At 69.8% G+C, this 17,510-nt stretch carries 19 protein-coding genes and 2 pseudogenes; 13 read left to right on the top strand and 8 right to left on the bottom strand.

The window, feature by feature from the left end:
- The first annotated feature begins 64 nt into the window (after window positions 1-64).
- On the top strand, window positions 65-346 hold the full coding sequence (locus OG844_RS42700) for a chaplin (RefSeq protein ID WP_406387895.1): 282 nt from the start codon (window positions 65-67) through the stop codon (window positions 344-346).
- Window positions 347-433: 87 nt separating this feature from the next.
- Here the strand turns inward: OG844_RS42700 and OG844_RS42695 are convergent, their stop codons facing one another.
- Both OG844_RS42695 and OG844_RS42690 read right to left on the bottom strand, forming a co-directional pair.
- Window positions 434-1,294, bottom strand: a complete 861-nt coding sequence (locus OG844_RS42695) for a tyrosinase family protein (RefSeq protein WP_406387897.1) — start codon at window positions 1,292-1,294, stop codon at window positions 434-436.
- Between the two features lie 20 nt (window positions 1,295-1,314).
- Window positions 1,315-1,827: a tyrosinase family oxidase copper chaperone gene (locus OG844_RS42690; protein ID WP_406387898.1), complete on the bottom strand. Its 513-nt coding sequence runs from the start codon at window positions 1,825-1,827 to the stop codon at window positions 1,315-1,317.
- A gap of 193 nt (window positions 1,828-2,020) precedes the next feature.
- Between OG844_RS42690 and OG844_RS42685 the strand changes: the two genes are divergently transcribed.
- Together OG844_RS42685 and OG844_RS42680 are read left to right on the top strand one after the other, a co-directional pair.
- Window positions 2,021-3,310, top strand: coding sequence for a cytochrome P450 (locus OG844_RS42685; RefSeq protein ID WP_406387899.1), 1,290 nt, complete (start codon window positions 2,021-2,023; stop codon window positions 3,308-3,310).
- A 112-nt stretch (window positions 3,311-3,422) separates the two neighbouring features.
- The gene (locus OG844_RS42680; protein WP_406387900.1) at window positions 3,423-4,610 is read left to right on the top strand and encodes a glycoside hydrolase family 26 protein; all 1,188 of its coding nucleotides are present in this window, start codon (window positions 3,423-3,425) and stop codon (window positions 4,608-4,610) included.
- A gap of 248 nt (window positions 4,611-4,858) precedes the next feature.
- On the opposite strand, the gene OG844_RS42675 is transcribed toward OG844_RS42680, so the two are convergent.
- Window positions 4,859-5,827, bottom strand: coding sequence for an alpha/beta fold hydrolase (locus OG844_RS42675; protein ID WP_406387902.1), 969 nt, complete (start codon window positions 5,825-5,827; stop codon window positions 4,859-4,861).
- Between the two features lie 56 nt (window positions 5,828-5,883).
- On the opposite strand from OG844_RS42675, the gene OG844_RS42670 reads away from it, so the two are divergent.
- Window positions 5,884-6,861, top strand: coding sequence for a LysR family transcriptional regulator (locus OG844_RS42670; RefSeq protein ID WP_406387903.1), 978 nt, complete (start codon window positions 5,884-5,886; stop codon window positions 6,859-6,861).
- 75 nt (window positions 6,862-6,936) lie between these two features.
- On the opposite strand, the gene OG844_RS42665 is transcribed toward OG844_RS42670, so the two are convergent.
- Window positions 6,937-7,578: a hypothetical protein gene (locus OG844_RS42665; RefSeq protein WP_406387905.1), complete on the bottom strand. Its 642-nt coding sequence runs from the start codon at window positions 7,576-7,578 to the stop codon at window positions 6,937-6,939.
- Window positions 7,579-7,891: 313 nt separating this feature from the next.
- The gene (locus OG844_RS42660) at window positions 7,892-8,374 is read right to left on the bottom strand and encodes a DedA family protein (protein WP_406387906.1); all 483 of its coding nucleotides are present in this window, start codon (window positions 8,372-8,374) and stop codon (window positions 7,892-7,894) included.
- 472 nt (window positions 8,375-8,846) lie between these two features.
- On the opposite strand from OG844_RS42660, the gene OG844_RS42655 reads away from it, so the two are divergent.
- Complete coding sequence (locus OG844_RS42655) at window positions 8,847-9,206, top strand: hypothetical protein (protein ID WP_406387908.1); 360 nt, start codon at window positions 8,847-8,849, stop codon at window positions 9,204-9,206.
- Window positions 9,207-9,305: 99 nt separating this feature from the next.
- On the top strand, window positions 9,306-9,773 hold the full coding sequence (locus OG844_RS42650; protein WP_406387909.1) for an SRPBCC family protein: 468 nt from the start codon (window positions 9,306-9,308) through the stop codon (window positions 9,771-9,773).
- Between the two features lie 27 nt (window positions 9,774-9,800).
- Here OG844_RS42650 and OG844_RS42645 read toward each other — a convergent pair.
- Window positions 9,801-10,298: pseudogene (locus OG844_RS42645) on the bottom strand (aldo/keto reductase); the annotation flags it as partial.
- On the opposite strand from OG844_RS42645, the gene OG844_RS42640 reads away from it, so the two are divergent.
- From OG844_RS42640 to OG844_RS42620, 5 genes and pseudogenes are all read left to right on the top strand, one after another.
- Window positions 10,231-10,389: a hypothetical protein gene (locus OG844_RS42640; RefSeq protein ID WP_406396390.1), complete on the top strand. Its 159-nt coding sequence runs from the start codon at window positions 10,231-10,233 to the stop codon at window positions 10,387-10,389. The pseudogene OG844_RS42645 and the gene OG844_RS42640 sit on opposite strands and share 68 nt — an antisense overlap.
- 137 nt (window positions 10,390-10,526) lie before the next feature.
- On the top strand, window positions 10,527-11,333 hold the full coding sequence (locus OG844_RS42635) for a hypothetical protein (RefSeq protein ID WP_406387910.1): 807 nt from the start codon (window positions 10,527-10,529) through the stop codon (window positions 11,331-11,333).
- Window positions 11,334-11,523: 190 nt separating this feature from the next.
- Entirely contained in the window at window positions 11,524-11,826 is a 303-nt protein-coding gene (locus tag OG844_RS42630) for an ArsR/SmtB family transcription factor (RefSeq protein WP_406387911.1), read from the top strand.
- Window positions 11,823-12,215, top strand: coding sequence for a VOC family protein (locus OG844_RS42625; RefSeq protein WP_406387912.1), 393 nt, complete (start codon window positions 11,823-11,825; stop codon window positions 12,213-12,215). The genes OG844_RS42630 and OG844_RS42625 overlap by 4 nt, the downstream gene beginning before the upstream one ends.
- Window positions 12,216-12,297: 82 nt before the next feature.
- A pseudogene (locus tag OG844_RS42620) lies at window positions 12,298-13,351 on the top strand (aminoglycoside phosphotransferase family protein); the annotation flags it as partial.
- A 47-nt stretch (window positions 13,352-13,398) separates the two neighbouring features.
- On the opposite strand, the gene OG844_RS42615 reads toward OG844_RS42620, so the two are convergent.
- Window positions 13,399-13,758 carry a VOC family protein gene (locus OG844_RS42615; protein ID WP_406387913.1) on the bottom strand — a complete coding sequence of 120 codons (360 nt, stop codon included), beginning with the start codon at window positions 13,756-13,758 and terminating at the stop codon, window positions 13,399-13,401.
- 735 nt (window positions 13,759-14,493) lie between these two features.
- Between OG844_RS42615 and OG844_RS42610 the strand changes: the two genes are divergently transcribed.
- Entirely contained in the window at window positions 14,494-15,138 is a 645-nt protein-coding gene (locus tag OG844_RS42610; protein WP_406395976.1) for a DNA alkylation repair protein, read from the top strand.
- 67 nt (window positions 15,139-15,205) lie between these two features.
- Here the strand turns inward: OG844_RS42610 and OG844_RS42605 are convergent, their stop codons facing one another.
- A complete protein-coding gene (locus tag OG844_RS42605; protein ID WP_406387914.1) occupies window positions 15,206-15,829 on the bottom strand; it encodes a hypothetical protein in 624 nt (207 codons plus the stop codon).
- 581 nt (window positions 15,830-16,410) lie between these two features.
- On the opposite strand from OG844_RS42605, the gene OG844_RS42600 reads away from it, so the two are divergent.
- On the top strand, window positions 16,411-17,478 hold the full coding sequence (locus tag OG844_RS42600; RefSeq protein WP_406387915.1) for a glycoside hydrolase family 11 protein: 1,068 nt from the start codon (window positions 16,411-16,413) through the stop codon (window positions 17,476-17,478).
- Window positions 17,479-17,510: the final 32 nt, after the last annotated feature.

The following is a 17,510-nucleotide window of genomic DNA, read 5'->3' as shown; positions in this document are numbered from 1 at the left end:
TCGCGTTGTCAGGGCATGCCGGCGCACCTTCTGCAGCCGGTTTCGAACCTCTCAAGGAGAACAGATGTCGCGCATCTCGAAGGTAGCCGCAGTCATGGCGGGTACCGGTGCCCTGATCGCCGGCGGTGCCGGCCTGGCTACCGCCGACGCCGGAGCCGAGGCCGTTGCCGCCCACTCCCCGGGTGTGGGTTCGGGCAACGCCATTCAGGTGCCCGTGCACGTCCCGGTCAACGTCTGCGGCAACACGGTGAACGTCATCGCGCTGCTCAACCCGGCCTTCGGCAACACCTGCGCGAACGTGTCGGACAGCCACAAGGACAAGGGTGACTACGGCTACGGCCACTGATCTCCACGCCGCACGCCACCGGGCCGCTCCTCCCCACCGGGAGGGGCGGCCCGGCCGTTTCCCGGGCGGCACCCGGATCCTGCCGCCTCAGACGTAGCGGTACAGGAGGGTGTGATCCAGGAGCTTCGCGGGCGCCACGTCCCACGGGGGCATCGGCTCGTCGAGGGCGAAGATCCGGCCGCGCTGCGGATCGTCGGCCGGGAGTGCGTGGCCCGGCAGATAGCGGGAGCGCGGGTGCGCCTTCTGCCAGCGTGTCCAGAGCAGATCCATGTAGGCGTGGTGCAGCCAGAAGACCGGGTCGTCGGGCGACGCGGCACCCCCCATGGAGCCACCGATCCAGCGGTGCACCTGGTTGTGGTTGGCCACCCCTCGTCCGCCTCTGACCCCCCAGCCCTCGATCCTGTTCCGAAAGCCGGTGGTGCTGACGCTGTTCCATGGCGCGGCGTCGTAGACCGGGTCGCTCAGCGCCCGGTCCACATCGGCCTTGCTGGGCAGGGTGACGGGCGCGGAGGGGCCGCCGAGGTTCCGGCGCAGGAAGGGGTCGTCGGTGACTCCCGCGCTGATACGCCAGTTTCCCTCCCGGTACGCGAACGGCCCTGTCATGACCTGCCGGTCGCCTGACCTGCCGTTGCCGCCGAGGAAGTCCTCCGCCCAGAGGGAGGACGCCGGCGTGTTGTCCCGCGTCCAGTCCCAGTAGGGGATCGATACCCCCGGGTCGACGGCTTGCAGGGCCTTCTCGAACTCCAGCAGGTACCTGCGGTGCCACGGGAAGAAGGACGGGGTCATATGAGCGGGCCGTAGCCCGCTCTCGGCGTCGGTGACGTAGAACTCCCGGTGCAGGTCGACGAACTCGTCGTACCGTCCCGAGCGCTTGAGCTCCAGGATCGCACCGACCAGGCGCTTCTTCTCCGTGCGTGTGAGGTTGCGCTGATTCTTGCGGCTGTACACCCGTGCTCGTCCTTCGTGGTTCAGATGGTGTGCGGGGAGGCCTTGGCCAGTTGGGCGGTGCCGATCTCGTCGACAGCCGCGCGGGCCGTCTCGAGCAGCGTCGGGAACGATTCGTAGTGGTTGACCGTGCTGAGGTAGCTCCCGTCGGAGCGCCTCATCACATGCAGCGTTCTGCCGTCGATGCTCACCTGCGTGCCGGCGATCGCGGACAGGGCTCCGGTCCGGCCGGTGGCCGCTGCACCGCCGGCAGGCACCATGACCGCTGCCGTCCCGCGGATGTCACGGCCCCGGTACATCTCGGCGAACCGCTCGGGCCCGGAAGGGCGCCCCTGCCCGCCGATGGCGGTTCCCGTGGCGGGGGTCCGATCCTGCGCGGTGCCGGCCCGGTTCTCCCGGCCCGCCACGAGAATCGGAGCGAGCGCGCCGCCCGTCCCGGCGACCACGCTCGCCGTGAAGGCGGCGCGCAGCACGACGCGGCGGCCCGGGCCCTTCCTGCCGGCCTGTGCGCCGCTCGCGCCGGTGGTCGGATCCATAGTCTGTTTCCTGCCTCTCATCCACGCTTCCGAGGTGTCTTCTCTCTCGAAGTTGACAACGAGGCGGCGCGTGAACGGTTCTCGTCGTGCGCGAATCACGCGACCGTGGGAATTTTCCGGGTCCGTACGGCCGTGTCGCCCGGGCGGCAGCGCGCGGCGGGTCAGCATGGCCGTTCGATCTCACGGAGGTTGCATGGACGCGCCGACGCAGGTACCCACGAGCCGCGTGCGCAGGACGGCGGACGTCGATCTGGCCGACCCGTCGTTCTGGCGGTTGCCCCGGCCCGAGCGGCTGTCCGCGTTCGCGCTGCTGCGGGAGCTCGACGCACCGGTCCTGTTCACCCCTCGCACGGGCTCGCACGCGCCTTTCCACGCGCTGGTGAGGCACGCCGATGTGAAGGCGGCGAGCCGGCAGCCGCACCTCTTCGCGAGCGCGCCCGGTGTCACCACGCCGGAACCGGCCCGCTGGGCCAAAGCGGTGTTCGGTAATTCCATGGTCAACATGGACGGCGCCGAGCACGCGGGTCTGCGCAGGACCATCTCCCGTGCGTTCGCCCCGCGGCTTCTCGCGGCCGCCGAGGAGAACATCCACGACGTCGCGCGGCGGCTGGTGGACGAGATGATCGCCGACGGCCCCGGCGACTTCATGCCTTCGGCTCCCTCCCGCATGCCGTTCGAGGTCATCTGCGACCTGATGGGAATCCCCGGCCGCCATCGCCCCGGGATCGCCGCCCAGATCGATCAGGCGTCGGAATACGTGGGCGTGAAGCGCCGGGGCCGCGCCCGGCTGCGGGTGCCCGGCCGTGGTCTGCGGTCCCTGGGCCGTATGCAGATGGTGATGGCCGAACTCGCGCATGAACGTCGTCGCCGGCCCGCCGACGACGTGATCTCGGCTCTGGTGCGCGCGGACGTCGACGGACAGGCACTGTCCTCGCGTCAGCTCGGCGCCTTCTTCTCCCTCTTGCTGGTGGCGGGGGTGGAGACCACACGCAACGCGATCGCCCACGGCCTGCTCCTGCTGACCGCGCACCCGGAGCAGCGCGCCCTCCTCGAGTCCGACTTCGACCGGTACGCCGACGGCGCGGTGGACGAGATCGTCCGGCACTCGACGCCGATCATCCAGTTCCGCCGGACGGTCGCGGCCGAGGCCACACTCGGCGGGCGCACCTTTCTTACCGGCGAGAAGGTCATGCTTCTCTACGCTTCGGCGAACCGGGACGCCTCGGTATTCACCGACCCCGACGCCTTCGACATCACCCGCTCTCCCAATCCGCATCTGGGCTACGGCGGGGGCGGGCCCCATCACTGTCTGGGAGCACATTTGGCGCGGCTGGAAATGAAAGCGCTCTTCCGTGAACTGCTCACGCGGCTCGCGAACGTGCGGGCGGTGGGCGAACCGGTGCTGGTCGATTCAAATTTCGACAACCGCGTCCGCTCACTTCCCTTCACCTTCGATAATTGTCACCCGAATGGTCCGGCCTGATTCTCCGGATGTCACAAATGGCCTACTCAAAAGCTCCCACGCAGCCCATTGTCGGGCGTTTCTCCCTAGGGTCGAGATCGTCGCAGGTATGCCGAAAACCCAAGGAGGAGCCGTGCCCGCACAGCGCCGTCTCATCAATTTCTGCATCGGGACGGCTGTGCTCGGCCTCCTCGTCGGTGGCGCGGTCGTCACGGAGCGGACCGAGTCGGACTCCAAGGCCGCGAAGGGCGCCTCACCTGCTCCCGCCGCGTCTGCCGACACCACCGCGATCGGCGCCTACCTGAACTACGGACCGGACGGCATCCGGCGGATGGCGGAGCTGTCGCGCTGGCTCGGCGGGACCGATCTGCGTGTCGGGCACAGCTACCTGCCGGGCGACCGGTGGGAGAACATCGAGGGCCGCCCCGGATTCCTCGCGGCGTGGGGCGCCTGGCGGCGTGCGTCCGAGGACCGGATGTTCGTGCTCAACACACCGATGCTGGAACGGAACGAGGCGCGCGTCCCGGACTCGGAGGTACGCAGGCTCCTGCGGGCGGGTGCCCGGGGAGAGTTCGACGAGCACTTCCGCAGACTGGCCGACCGGCTCGTCCTGCTGGGCATCCCCGACACGGTCATCGTCCTCGGCTGGGAGATGAACGGCACCACGTACACGCACCGCTGCGGTCCGGATCCCGTCGCGTGGAAGGCGTACTGGAGTCGCATCGTGACCACGATGCGTTCGGTCCCGGGCCAGAAGTTCCGCTTCGACTTCGCACCGAGCCGTGGGCGCGACGCCGTCCCCTGGACCGAGTGCTATCCCGGCGACGACGTCGTCGACATCATCGGCATGGACACCTACGACCAGCCTCCGGCCCGGACGTTCGACGAGCAGGTCAACGAACCGTACGGGCTGCAGAAGCAGGTCGACTTCGCGGCGGAGCGCGGCAAGCCCATCTCCTTCCCGGAGTGGGGCCTGTTCCGCAACGGCGACAACCCGGAGTACATGCGTCGCATGCTGAAGTGGTTCGAGCAGCACAAGCCGGTGTACCAGACGATCACGGACTACTGCCCGCACGGTGTGTGGCAGTGCGCCGCGAACCCCGAGTCGTCCCGGGTGTACCGCGAGATGCTGAACCAGGAGCCGGGGACCGCCGATCCCACCTCGCCCGTACCCATGCCGAGCGGGACGCCCAAGCCCGACAAGCCCACACCGATCGTGCCCGCACCGGACACCAACGGCTCCGATTGGTGCATCAGCGTCCCGCTGAGCGACTGGTTCAGCCAGTGGATGACGGACCGGAAGTTCTGTCTGGGCGACTGAATGTCGCCGCGAAGTCCGAGGCGAGGCCCGGCGGTCACGAATCTGTGGCCGCCGGGCCGACCCGGGCACGTTCCGGGTCGGATCCGTGAACGACTGCGGGAAATGACCCGCCCCGGAATCCGTGTCGCCGCTCGCCTGCAGGTTCGTACCGATCCCACTGCAGCAGCCGCTGGCGGACGGGCAGGTCGCGTGGCCGGGACGGCTCCGAGGCAGGGGGCGTACACCGCCGGGCGCCGGGCCGATCGCAGTCAGCCGTCCTGTGCGCGGAGGAACGCCAGTACTGCGGCGGTGAATTCCTGCGGGTTCTCCTCGGGGATCCAGTGCGCGGTACCCGGCACGATGAAGCCCGTCACCCGGTGGGCCACTTCCCGCATCATCTCCTCGACGAGCGCCCCCGAGGTACTCATCGCCCCGCCGACGGCCAGCACCGGTACGGTCAGTTTGCCGTCGCGCCCGAGTGCTGCACGGTTCTCCTCGGCATCCGCGTCGAACGCTCGGTACAGCTCGAATCCCGCACGCATCGCTCCGGGCGCGGAGTAGGCCGAGACGTAGACGTCGAAGTCGGTTTCGTCGATGGCTGAGGGATCGGAGTTGCGTACGGCGAAGAATGCCTGGAGGTACTGCCGTTCACGTCCGGCCACCAGCATCTCCGCGATGTCACGCGCCCCGTGGAACGCGAAGTGCCACACCCGTGAGTCGGTGCGCAGCCGGTCGAACACTTCGGTACCGGGAAGCGGTGCGTCCACTGCCACGAGATGGGACACGTCGTGGCGGAACTGCTGTGCGTACGCGTAGGCGACCATGAGGCCGATGTCGTGGCCGACGAGTACGACGGGCTCGTGGATTCCGAGGTGCTCGTGCAGCAGTTGGTGGATGTCGCGCGCCACGGTCCACTTGTCGTAGCCGGAGGCAGGGCGCGACGAGTGCCCGGCACCCCGGTAGTCGGGAGCGATCACGCGGTAGCCCGCCGCGACGAGCGGTCCCATCACCCGACGCCACTCCCACCAGGTCTGGGGAAATCCGTGGACCAGCACGATCGTGCGGACACCCTCGCCGGCCGACACGTAGTGCAGCCGGAGGCCCGGGGACAGATCCGCCATTCCGTGCGTGATGTCGAACGGTTCGTGTGGATCCTGGCCGAAGGGCATGGTGAAGGCTCCTGTCGTGTCGGGCGCCTCGGCGAGGGCCGCCGCTGCTTTCCACTGCTCACCCTGCATCCAGCAACTCGACAGGACAAGTGAAATGATCTATAGCGACTGTTAAGCTCACCTACATGCTGGATATGAGGCGTCTGCAGATCCTCCGCGCTGTGGTCACCAGCGGATCCGTGTCCGCCGCGGCCGCGAACCTCGGTTACACACCGTCGGCCATCAGCCAGCAGGTTTCGGCTCTGGAGAAGGAGGCCGCGACGCCGCTGCTGGAGAGAGCCGGCCGGGGCGTACGGCCCACCGAGGCCGGACGGCTGCTGACCCGTTACGCGGACACCATCAGCAGGACCGTGGCCGAGGCGGAGACGGCACTCGCCGACCTCCGAGAGGGCCGGACCGGCCATGTGAGCGTCCGCTACTTCAGCTCCGCCGGCGCCTCGTTGGTGGCTCCGGCCCTCGCCCGCATGCGGCACGGACACCCGGGAATCCGGGTCGAGCTCAAGCTGAGCGATCCGCACGACCCGTTGCCGGAGGTCAAAGAGGGCTCGGCCGATCTGGCGGTAGTGGTCCGGCCACAGGGCGATATCCCGGGCGGGGTCCGTCTGGTACCTCTTCTCGACGACCCGTACCACGTGGTCCTGCCGGTCGGGCACCGCCTCGCAGGGCAGCCGGTGATCGATCTCGGCGCGCTCGCCGACGAGGCATGGGTGGGGAGCGAACGGGCCTCCGACCGGTGTCTGGACATCGTGCTCACCGCGTGCGCGGCCGCCGGTTTCAGCCCCGGCTTCACGGTGGAGAGCGGGGACTACGCGACGGCCCTGGGTTTCGTCGCCGCAGGCATCGGCGTCGCACTGATTCCTCGAATGGGATTGCGCGGTACCGATGCGGACGTCGTCGTGCGCCAGGTCCGGGGGCCCGAACCGGTCAGGAAGATCTGCGCCGCCGTGCGCGGCACGACGACGGTCCCGCCGTCACTGAGCGCCCTGCTCACCGCACTCTCGGACGCCGCAAGCTGCCTGGACGCGCTTCCCCGGGAATCCGCAGTGGCAGGCCGGGGCGAGCACCCTGAGGCGACACGGGACGGGTTCGGCGGGACCCCGTAGCCGGGGCGGGGGTCGACACCACGGTGGGGCGAAGCGGACCTCCGCCTCGCCGCACCGTCTTCGGCCGGCAGGAGGTCAGGCCTTGCTGGTGCAGATCGTGTCGTACGGCCTGCCCGGGCTCGGGAACAGGTCCATGGGGTCGGCTCCCGCAGGGCATTCCTCGGCGGTCTTCGTCAGGGCCACCACCTTGCTCGCGCCGCTGCCCCCAGCACCGCAGGCCACTTCCTTGGCGGTATCGTCCACGCAGTCGCCCACCACCAGTTGGCCACCACCCGCTCCGGCATCACCGGGGTGGTCGCCGGACAGGTTACGGCCGCAGATCGTCTTGCTGGGGAGGCCGTTGCTGGCGTCACCTGAGCCGATGGCGACCTTCACCGAGATGATCTCGTCCGTACCGGCCGGGCATTCGACGGCCCCGGCGAAGAAGGAACCGTCCATGACGGCAAGGGCCTTGATCGTCGCCTTGGGGTCGTCGCAGTCGAGGCTCTGGAAACTGCCCTTCGCCCCGCCGCTGTCAGGTCCGGCACAGTCTCCGACCTTCCACTCCCGGGCCTTCTGATCGCCGCCGCCGGAGGATTCGCTGCAGGCGGTGGTGGCCCCCAGGACGAGCGCAAGGAGCAGCACCGCCCTGACGCCCGTACGAGGACCGCGCCGCGAGGACGCACCGGTGCTGCTTCGTCTGCTGCTCCGGGGCCGCGTGCTGCCGTGAACGCTCATGCTGCTGCTCCTTGGGTATCTGGCGTGGCACGCAAGGCATTTCGGCGTGGCACACGCATGGTGACGCGCGCCTGACGACGCCCGGAAGGAGCGTGGCGGTTCCCGGACCGGTCGGATGTGGACCACGACGGTCTTGGTCGCGGAGCAGGCGTCCAGGGTCTCGATGCCGTGTTCGCCGCCGAAGCCGGACTGCTTGAGCCGCCGAAGGGGACCGTGCCGGCACTCATGTCCGCGTAGGCGTTGATCCACACGGCCCGCGCGCAGACCGCTCGCGGTGCGGTCGGCGCGTTGGAGGTTCACCGGTCGGGCCGGTTCATGTTTCGTCGGCCACCGTGTCACCGGAGGACGGGACCGCCCTCCGGCTGCGGTACGCGACCACTCCGCACACCGCGAGGACGAGGACGGCCACGCCGGACACCCCGAGGGCCGTCCGCTCGGCGAAGAGCCTTCCCAGCACGTCGAGCACGCCCAGGCCCGCGGTCGCGTAGATCAGCGCCCAGGCCGCTCCGCCCACGAACAGCGCGGGGAGGTAGCGCGGCAACGGCATGCGCATGTTGCCCGCCAGGAAGTTGGCGGCGGTCTGGAAACCGACGGTCAGGAAGGAGACGGCCACCACCGGCGCGCCCCACCGCTGGATCGCCCGCTCCGCGCGCCGGAACTTGGCCGAGGAGATCCGCCCGGCGAACCTGCTGCGCCTGGCACCCGCGCCGGCGAGCCACCCGACGGCGAACGTCCCTCCGGCGCGAAGCAGGACGATGACGTACAGGGCTCCGGCCGTGTGCGCGATCTTATCCACGACGCCTCGTCCGGAACGCCGGGCAAGAACCCGCGTCCCCCGTCACGCGCATGGACGTTCCCGCCCCACCGGGAGTACGACCCGCACGATCCCGGTCACCGTCTCTCACCTGCGCCCTGCCTCTGCCCGTTCCGTTTACCGGGGTCCCTCCCGCGGCGCCGGAACCCGAACCCGCCGCGCAGGTCCACGCGTCAGGCAAGGCCAGCCTAACCGAACGCGCATACGGCGGATACAGGGCACCGGGCTGCCCGGCGAGCGACAGACGTCGGGCAGTGAAAGCGGTCGGCCGGTTGGGGAGGCCCCGAACGTCCTGGTGATGAGGTTCCGCGCCGCCGACAGTGGATCATGGTCGACGGGGCAGGTCCATAGGGCTGACGAAGGACTTGGGGCGGGGCTTTCCTGTGTCCGGGGCGGGACTCGGCAGCGAGTATTGCGTTCGACTTCGGGTGGCCCCGCTCCCGAGAATCGGCGCATGACTCTCCTTGTGCACACCTACGTCTACGACGCCGACGGTACACGCGAATTCCTGGAAGATCCCGAGTACGCCGACACCATGGCCGGATTCGAGAACACCCGCAGCCGCCTGTGGGGATCCGAGGCGATCCGGGCTCTGGGGGCGCGGTTCTTCCCCCGGTTGGACGGGGGTGACCTCTACGTGGAGCCGGTCGAGGTCGACGACTTCCTTGCCGAGTGCGAAGTGGTACGCGCACACTTTGATCATCTTGCTGAACGGAGCGGCTACGACGCCGATTACATCGCCGCACGGTTCGACAACATCCTTGTCGCCGCCGTGCGGGCCATGGCCGAGGGCGGCGGGGTCATCGTCTGGTGACGGCGTTCAAGGGCACTGCGCCACGGCACCTGGCGCGCTTCTCGATCGACCCGCCGGCTTCGGCAGCCCGGCCTTGTCCACTGGCCCTAGGATCGGGCCATGAGCAGGACCGACCGCGCCAGCCGGATGATCGCGGCACCACCGGCGGCTGTCTACGGCGCCCTCCTCGACCGGGAGTCGCTCGAGGCCTGGCTGCCGCCGGACGGCATGCGCGGGCGGGTCGAGCGGTGGGATCCCCGACCGGGTGGCGGATTCCGGATGATCCTCACCTACCTCGACGCCACCGACAGCCCGGGCAAGACCTCGGATGCGACGGATGTCGTCGACGTCGGGTTCGCCGACCTCGTGCCACCGGAGCGTGTGGTGACGCGGGCTGTGTTCGAGGCCGACGACCCGTCGTACGCGGGCACCATGACGATGACCTGGTACCTCGCCGCCGCCGGTGAGGGGACCGAGGTGACCGTCACCGCCACGGACGTACCGCCCGGCATCGACCGGACGGACCACGAGGCCGGGATCGCCTCCTCGCTGGCCAACCTGGCGTCCTACGTCGAAGCGGCCGGCTGACTCACGTCGCCCGCGCCGGGAGTGCGCTCAGTTCCCCACGCCGAGGCCGGACATGAAGGCGGACGGGTACCGGTCACCGCGCGCCGCGCCCGGCGGCACCGCCTTCTCGATCTCGGCGAGGTCGTCGTCGGTGAGGTTCAGGTCGATCGCGGGCAGCGCCTCGGCCGGCCGCTCGCGGGTGCGAGCGCCGACCAGCGGCACGATGGCCTCGCCCTGGGCGGCCACCCAGGCGATGGCCAGCTGGGCGACGGTGCACCCCTTCGCCTCGGCGACCCGGCGCAGAGCCTCCACGAGGGTGAGGTTGTGTTCCACGTTCCCGCTCGAGAACCGCGGGCTGAAGCTGCGGCTGTCACCGGGACCGGCGGTGTGGCCGGCGGACCAGTGCCCGGAGATGAGGCAGCGGCTGAGGACGCCGTACGCGGTCAGGCCGATGCCGAGCTCCCGCAGCGTGGGCAGAATGTCCGCCTCCACCGCGCGGGAGATCAGCGAGTACTCGATCTGCAGGTCGGCGACCGGGTGTACGGCGGACGACGAGGCCCGTGAGCGGCTGGAGCTGCTGCGCGTGCTCGGCGTCGAGGAGTTCCCCATGGAAGCAGCGGGCACGCCCGAACAGTGAAGCGGCCACCGGAGAAGGCGAACCTCCTTTCCGTCAGCAAACGCAGCCATAGGCTACGGCTGTCCTGACTGACTATCGCAGGCGGGGCCCGGGCCCGATCCGCTCCGGCCTGCTCACCTGCATTCGAGGAGACGGCGGTGAGAAGCAACGCCTCACGGTGGCCGATACCGATCATCGCGTTCGTTCTGGCAATGCCGCTGCTGACCGGCTGCGCCGTCGACAAGGGAACGGCGCTCGCTGCGGATTTCGAAGAGGACTGGGTCGGCGCTTCGGACGTCGAGAAGGTCAGCACCCTCGGGGACAACACCCTGCCCTTCATGGGAAAGGCGATCGGTGTGCTCGTCCTCAAGGACGACACCCCGCCCGACCGTGTGGCCGAGCGGGCGAACGAGCTGAGCGAGTACGTCGCACGCAACGACTCGATCACCGGCCGGATCACGGCGGACGGCATCACCGTCACCGTTGACGCGGACAAGCGGCGTGCCGGCGAAGTCGTGGCACTGTGGCGGTCACTGGCGACGGATGAACGGGTGGTGGACGGCGACATCAGTGGTTCGTCCTCGAAGAAGGGCCACCGCTGGCTGTCCAAGGTCACCGCCGTCGACTCCGCCGGCGCCCTTGGGTTCGACGACATGGCCGACAGCGGCGGCCGGCACCGACCGCTGTCGGATGTGACATCGGTCGAGGTCCGCACGGGGCGCGACGTGCGGCCCGGCCTCCTCGTCCAGTCGGACGTCGACGGTGGCCTCCCGACGGAGGCGATCGCCGCGTACGAGGCCGTGGTCGCTGAGCACCCGGTCGTCGGCGCGAGCCTGCAGTCCGCCCGCGTGGGCATCACCTTGGCGGACGCGGCGGATCGGGACGATGCCCCGGAACTCGCACGGAGGGCCGCACCGGGACTGGATGCGGCCGCCGTGTCGGTCACCGGCGAAGGCGGGGCCTGACCTCCGGGAAGGCGGTCGGCCTCCGGGAGGCGGGGAAGGCGGCGTGCCCGGCGGGGTGGGCCCCCGCGCTGCCAGGCACCGGCATGGAGGAGCATCTGGGCGACGGCCGGTCCAGGCCTCGGATCGTGAACGCCACGCGGGGTGCACCGCGACTTGATAGGCAAGTGAATGTTTGCCTATTCTTGGGGGCGTGGCCGACGACGTCTTCAAAGCCCTGGCTGACCCCACCCGCCGCACGATCCTCGACGAGCTCACCGAGAAGTCCGGGCAGACACTGTTCGAGATCTGCTCGCGGCTGAGCATGAAGCATCAGCTGGGCATCTCGCGCCAGGGGGTCTCCCAGCACCTCGCCGTGCTGGAAGCCGCCGGGCTCGTCGAGACCAGGCGGGAGGGCCGCTACAAGTTCCACGACCTGAACACGGCCCCTCTGCGGCATATCGCCGAGCGGTGGCTCGTGCCCGACACATCCGGACCGGAGAAGAGCACCCCATGAAGATCCATCTGACCAGCGTCTTCGTCGACGACCAGGCCAAGGCCCAGCACTTCTACACCGACATCCTCGGCTTCGTGACGAAGCACGACGTCCCGTTGGGCGAGAAGGACCGGTGGCTGACCGTCGTCTCGCCCGACGAGCCCGGCGGTACCGAACTCCTCCTGGAGCCCGTCGGCCACCCGGCCGCCAGGACCTACCGCGACGCGCTCGTCGAGGACGGCATCCCGCTCGCCCAGTTCGCCGTCGACGACGTCGAGGCGGAGTACGAGCGCCTGCGCGGCCTCGGCGTCCGCTTCATCCAGGAGCCCCTCAACATGGGGCCTGTCACCACCGCCGTCTTCGACGACACCTGCGGCAACCTGATCCAGATCGCGACGCAGCCGAAGTAGGCGTTCCGTCGACCGGCCGGACAGCGGTGGGGCGCTCACCGGATGTCCGTACACCGCACGGCGGAAGCCTACGCTGACCGGCATGCCGACCCGGGTGCCGATCAGCGACGAGCTGCGCTCCGCGTTGGGCTCCCCACGAAGGCCGTACTCCTGGACAGCAGCCCGCGCTCCCGGGTGTGGCGGGTCGGGCTGCGCGACGGTGGCCGGGTGATCGTCAAACAGATCACCGTTGGGGGCGGGGGCGGCACCGCGCCGCCCGGGGACGCGCGTTATGCGCGGGAGGTCGCCGCGCTGCGGCTCGCCGCACGGGCCACCCGCCCGAGCGTCGCACCCGCACTGCCCGGAACGGATCCCGCCTCCCGTGTGATGGTTCCGGAACACCTGGACGACCTCGGCGCGGCCGACGACTGGATGCCGGGCTACGCCGAGTCCCTGGCCCGGCTGCGGACTCACCGGACCGGCCGATACGGGCACGCTCCCCGCATGGTCCGGGCCGACTACCGCGGACGCCGACTCCTTCCTCGCCCTCGCCGAGGCCCTCGACGTCCCTGTCCCACCCGCGGTGCCGACGAACTCACCGGCCTGATCGACCGGCTCCGGCCCGCACCCCACCATGCGCTGCCTCACGGCGACCCCTGCCCAGGCAACGACCTGCGCACCGCCACCGACGTCCGCTTCGTCGAATTCGAGCACCGTCGCTGGGCAACGGCCTGGCCCAACTCGCCTACCTCCGCATCGGGTTCCCGACCTGCTGGTGTGCGATGTCGGTCACCGGTGCGCCCCTCGCGGAAGCCGAGGGCGTCTACCGTGCCCTCTGGCGGAGCCTCACCGGCACCGACGTCCCCGGCGACCTCGCCGACGCCTGCGCCGGCTGGCTCATCCGTGGCGACGCACTCGTCGGACGCGCCCGTCGCGAGTCGGTCGACCACCTCGCGCGGGTACCGGCGGAGGATTTCGAGTGGGGCTACGTCTCCGCCCGGGGAGCGCCTCGTCCACCGGCTCGGTGTGGTCGCGGACATGACCCGCGACCACGACCGTCTGCACGCACTCGGCCGCCTCTGCGCGGCACCGGCCGCGCGCGCCTGCTGGAACGCTGGTCCACGCTGCGCCCTCCGCCCGCGCAGAACACCCGCCCCCCGGGACCGACGGCCTGGGTGACCACCGACGGGCCACTCGTCGCCGTTCAGGCGTCCGGGTGGCCGGCGATGTTCAGGATGTTGCCGTCGGGTGCGCGGACGAAGAATCGGCGCAAGCCCCACGGTTCGTCGGTGAGCGGGTGCACGATCTCGTACCCGCGCCGTCGCGCCTCGGCGTACGCGTCGTCGACGCCCGCACCGACCCTGACCGAGGCGACCGGGTCCTGGGGTGCGGTGGCGTCGCGGGTGAGGAGCTGGAGCTCCGCACCTCCGTGGGGCGACCGGTAGCGAGCGACCCAGCCCAGATTGAAGTCCTCGACGCTCAGGCCGAGATAGCCGGTGTAGAAGTCACGGGCGGCCGCGATGTCCGGCACACGGAGATTCACTGTGATGCGGGTGGCTTCCATCATTGCTCCTCGAAAGCGGCAGGCTTGTCCCGTGGCGCACATCCGTGGCGAACGACCCGGGGCGCACGACAGGTGCTCGTGCCCTGCAGCCTGCCACCGAGCCTCAGCCCTCGTGCCGGCAACGCGCGGGAGCGCCGCCCCCACCTTCGACGCGCCGGGCGGACGGGGTGAGGGGCCGGGCGGGGACAAGGTGCCGGCGGGGCACCCGCCTGGGTTCGGGGCAGGTAGGCGCCCTTGGCGAGGACAGAGCCGGGTCGTAGACGGCGTGGTGGTCGGCGTCGTAGACAGGCTGATCATGCGGGCATAGCCGGAAGAACCGGTGCTGCGCCACCTGGTGTCCCCGGCGTGCGCCGACCGTGGCGGCGACCGCCGCCAGAACCCACACGCGATTCACCGCTTCCCCCGTGCCATCGCACAGAGATACGACGGGAGAAGGGCACTGCGTACCGAAGTGTCCACGCTGTGGCCTGCGGCCTCCGCGTGATCGTTCGCCTGCGCTCACACGTTGCGGGTCCTCGCTCCGGCAGACGTCGACAGCGGCGGCCCGGTCGTCGAAGCGCGGGCAGGATGCCTGCATCCGGGGCGCCGGCACCGTCCGGCTGTTCCCGGGAGGCCGACAGCACGAGGTGTCGTCGGACCTGCGCGTACGGAAGGAGGCCGAGGTCCGTCGTAGGCTGAGACCTCGCACGTGACGGACAGGAGGCTCAGGTGGCCGGGACGACGCTGGCCGAGGTGATGGCCGAGCTGGCCGAGCTCGAGGACCCGAAAGCGCGCGCGGTGAACAAGAAGCACGGTGACGACCACGGTGCGAACCTCAGCAAGCTGCGCGCCCTCGCGAAGCGGCTGAAGACGCAGCAGGATCTCGCGTGCGGGCTCTGGGAGACGGGTGACACCGCGGCGCGGCTGCTGGCGATTCTGATCTGCCGCCCTAAGGCGTTCGAGCGCGACGACTTGGACGCCATGGTGCGCGAAGCGCGTACGCCCAAGGTGCACGACTGGCTCGTGAACTACGTGGTGAAGAAGAACCCGCATGCCGAAGAGCTGCGCCTGGCCTGGTTCGCCGATCCGGATCCAGCGGTCGCGAGTGCCGGATGGGCGCTGACCACCGAACGCGTGGCGAAGAAGCCCGAGGGCCTCGACCTCTCAGGACTGCTCGACGTCATCGAGGCGGAGATGAAGAACGCCCCGGACCGCCTTCAGTGGGCGATGAACCACTGCCTGGCTCAGATCGGGATCGACCACGCCGGGCACCGCGCCCGTGCGATCGGCATCGGTGAGCGTCTTGAAGTACTCAAGGACTACCCGACTTCCCCGGGATGCACGTCGCCGTTCGCGCCCGTCTGGATCACCGAGCTGGTGCGCCGGCAGGACGCCCGGTAGGAAGGTTCGCACCGGTGGGGGCGAGGCCGGGCTGGGCCCGCGCCGCGACTCAGGGCCGGCCTCGGCATCAGGTACCGCTGAGCGGCGAGCCCCAGGTGTGGTCGTGGTGGGCTCTGCCCATCAGGTGCGCAAGCAGCAGCCCCGCGGTGTCCGGGGCGGTGGCTCGGGGGGCGCCCGCCGCAGTCAGGGCGGCACCGAGCCGCGCCTGCGCCGACTCCGGGCAGTGCATGTCGTTGAGAAGGGGAAGGGCGAGCAGGAGTCTGGCGGCGGATTCCTCCACCCCTTCAGCCGCGGGAGCGGGGTTGTCAGCGATGCGGGCCAGCTGGTTCCAGTCGATCCCGGCCCCCGAGAACCCTCCTTCCCAGGTGGCGATCCGCTGTCCGTGCCTCTGCCCCGGGTGAGTGAGGAGATAGTCGAAGCCGTAGTCGCCGACCGTGTTGCGGCAGACCACCACGACTCCGGAGCCGTCTGCCGCGGGCAGCCGGAACACCGGCCAGCGTTCAGGATCGAAGAGGATCTCGGACAGGGCATCGACATCGGCACCGTCGTCGCCGAACCACTCCGGAACAGGCCTCTCAGCACCTGTCACGTCGACACACATCGCCATGAGGTAGTTCGACCAGAAGCCCGGGCGAGCCAGCAGTGACTCCCCCGCAACCAGCGGGCCGCAGTCGTATCCCTTGATCAGCACCCCGCTAGCCTGCCACCTCGGGTGACCGCGCGCCCCGCCCTTGCCTCCACAGAGGGGAGCGCGGTACGGCCTCCGGCATCCCCCGGCAGACCGTGCTCGGGCCCGCAGACCACGAGACGGGCCGGCCGTCCGTCCCTGCCGGGTCCGGATCGGTACCGGTGCCGTCTTCTCCCCGCCGGCCACCGCACGACCACTGCCATGGAGCCCCCGGAAGTCCCCCGCCGCCACGGCCGTCCCGTCCGGAGAGCAGCCGCCTCGCACCCCGCCGAAATCGGCACCGAAACTTTCGAGACTCCGAAAGTTTCGGTGCCGCCTGTTCGGCGACATCCCGGCCTCCCTCAACCATTTTTCTTCCCACACCTGTGTTGACCAGCACAGAAGAGATCCACAATGTCGCCTGAGTTTCGGAAAGGTTACGTAAACCGTTGACAACTTCCTTGCCAGGCCCGACTGTTGTGACGCTCCCCGGCCGTGCACGGGATGCGCACGGCCGGGCTGTGTCACCTCATCGATGAACGCCGACGTGTGCTCGGCGTGTCTTTTGGTCACAGACCGCGCAATTCGCGAGGAGGAATCAACGCATGAGCGACACCCCGCACAACTCCGAACCACGTCAGGTCAGCCGCAGGAAGCTCGTCTTCGGCGGTGCCGGGGCGCTGGTGGCGGCCGGGACAGCAGGGCTGCTCCTTCCCAGCACGGCGCGCGCCGCAACGGTCCTCACCAGCAACGCGACCGGTACGCACAACGGCTACTACTACTCCTTCTGGACCGACGCCCCGGGCTCCGTCAGCATGACGCTGTCGGACACGGCCGGTTCGTACAGCAGCCAGTGGAGCAACACCAACAACTGGGTCGGCGGTCTCGGCTGGAGCAACGGCAGCCGCCGGGCCGTCACCTACTCCGGCTCGTTCAACCCGGGCAGCAACGGCTACCTGGCGCTGTACGGGTGGACCGCCAACCCGCTGGTCGAGTACTACATCGTGGAGAACTTCGGCCCGTACAACCCCGGTTCCGCCGGCACGAGGCGCGGCACGGTCACCGACGGCGGCGGTACGTACGACATCTACGAGTCCACCCGGACCAACCAGCCCTCCGTGGAAGGCACCAAGACCTTCCAGCAGTACTGGAGCATCCGGCAGAGCAAGCGCAGCAGCGGCACCATCAACACCGGCGCGCACTTCGACGCCTGGCAAGCGGCCGGGATGCCGATGGGGGCGTTCAACTACTACATGATCATGGCCACGGAGGGCTACCAGAGCACCGGCAGCTCCAGCGTCAGCCTGGGCGGTGGCGGGACCACGCCCACCACCCCGCCTCCGGGCGGGGGTACCACTCCTCCTCCGGCGACAGGTGCCTGCACCGCCACCTACCGCACCACCAGCTCGTGGAACAACGGCTTCAACGGTGAGGTGACCATCAATGCGGGCAGCAGCGGCGTCACCAACTGGAAGGTGCCGGTGACGCTGGCCGGCGGCCAGACGGTCACCTCCCTCTGGAACGGAACCTCGAGCCGGAGCGGGAACGTTCTGACCGTGACGCCGGTCAGTCACAACCGCACCCTGGGCGCGGGGCAGTCGACGTCGTTCGGCTTCACCGTCAGCGGACCCAGCAGCCCGTCCCCATCGGTCGGCAGTTGCAGCGTGGGCTGACCTCGGCGTCCCACGTACCCACTCGCTCCGGC

The organism is Streptomyces sp. NBC_00887 (assembly GCF_045207585.1).
The sequence above is the reverse complement of the archived record's forward strand: the minus strand, read 5'-3'. Positions and strand labels throughout refer to the sequence as shown.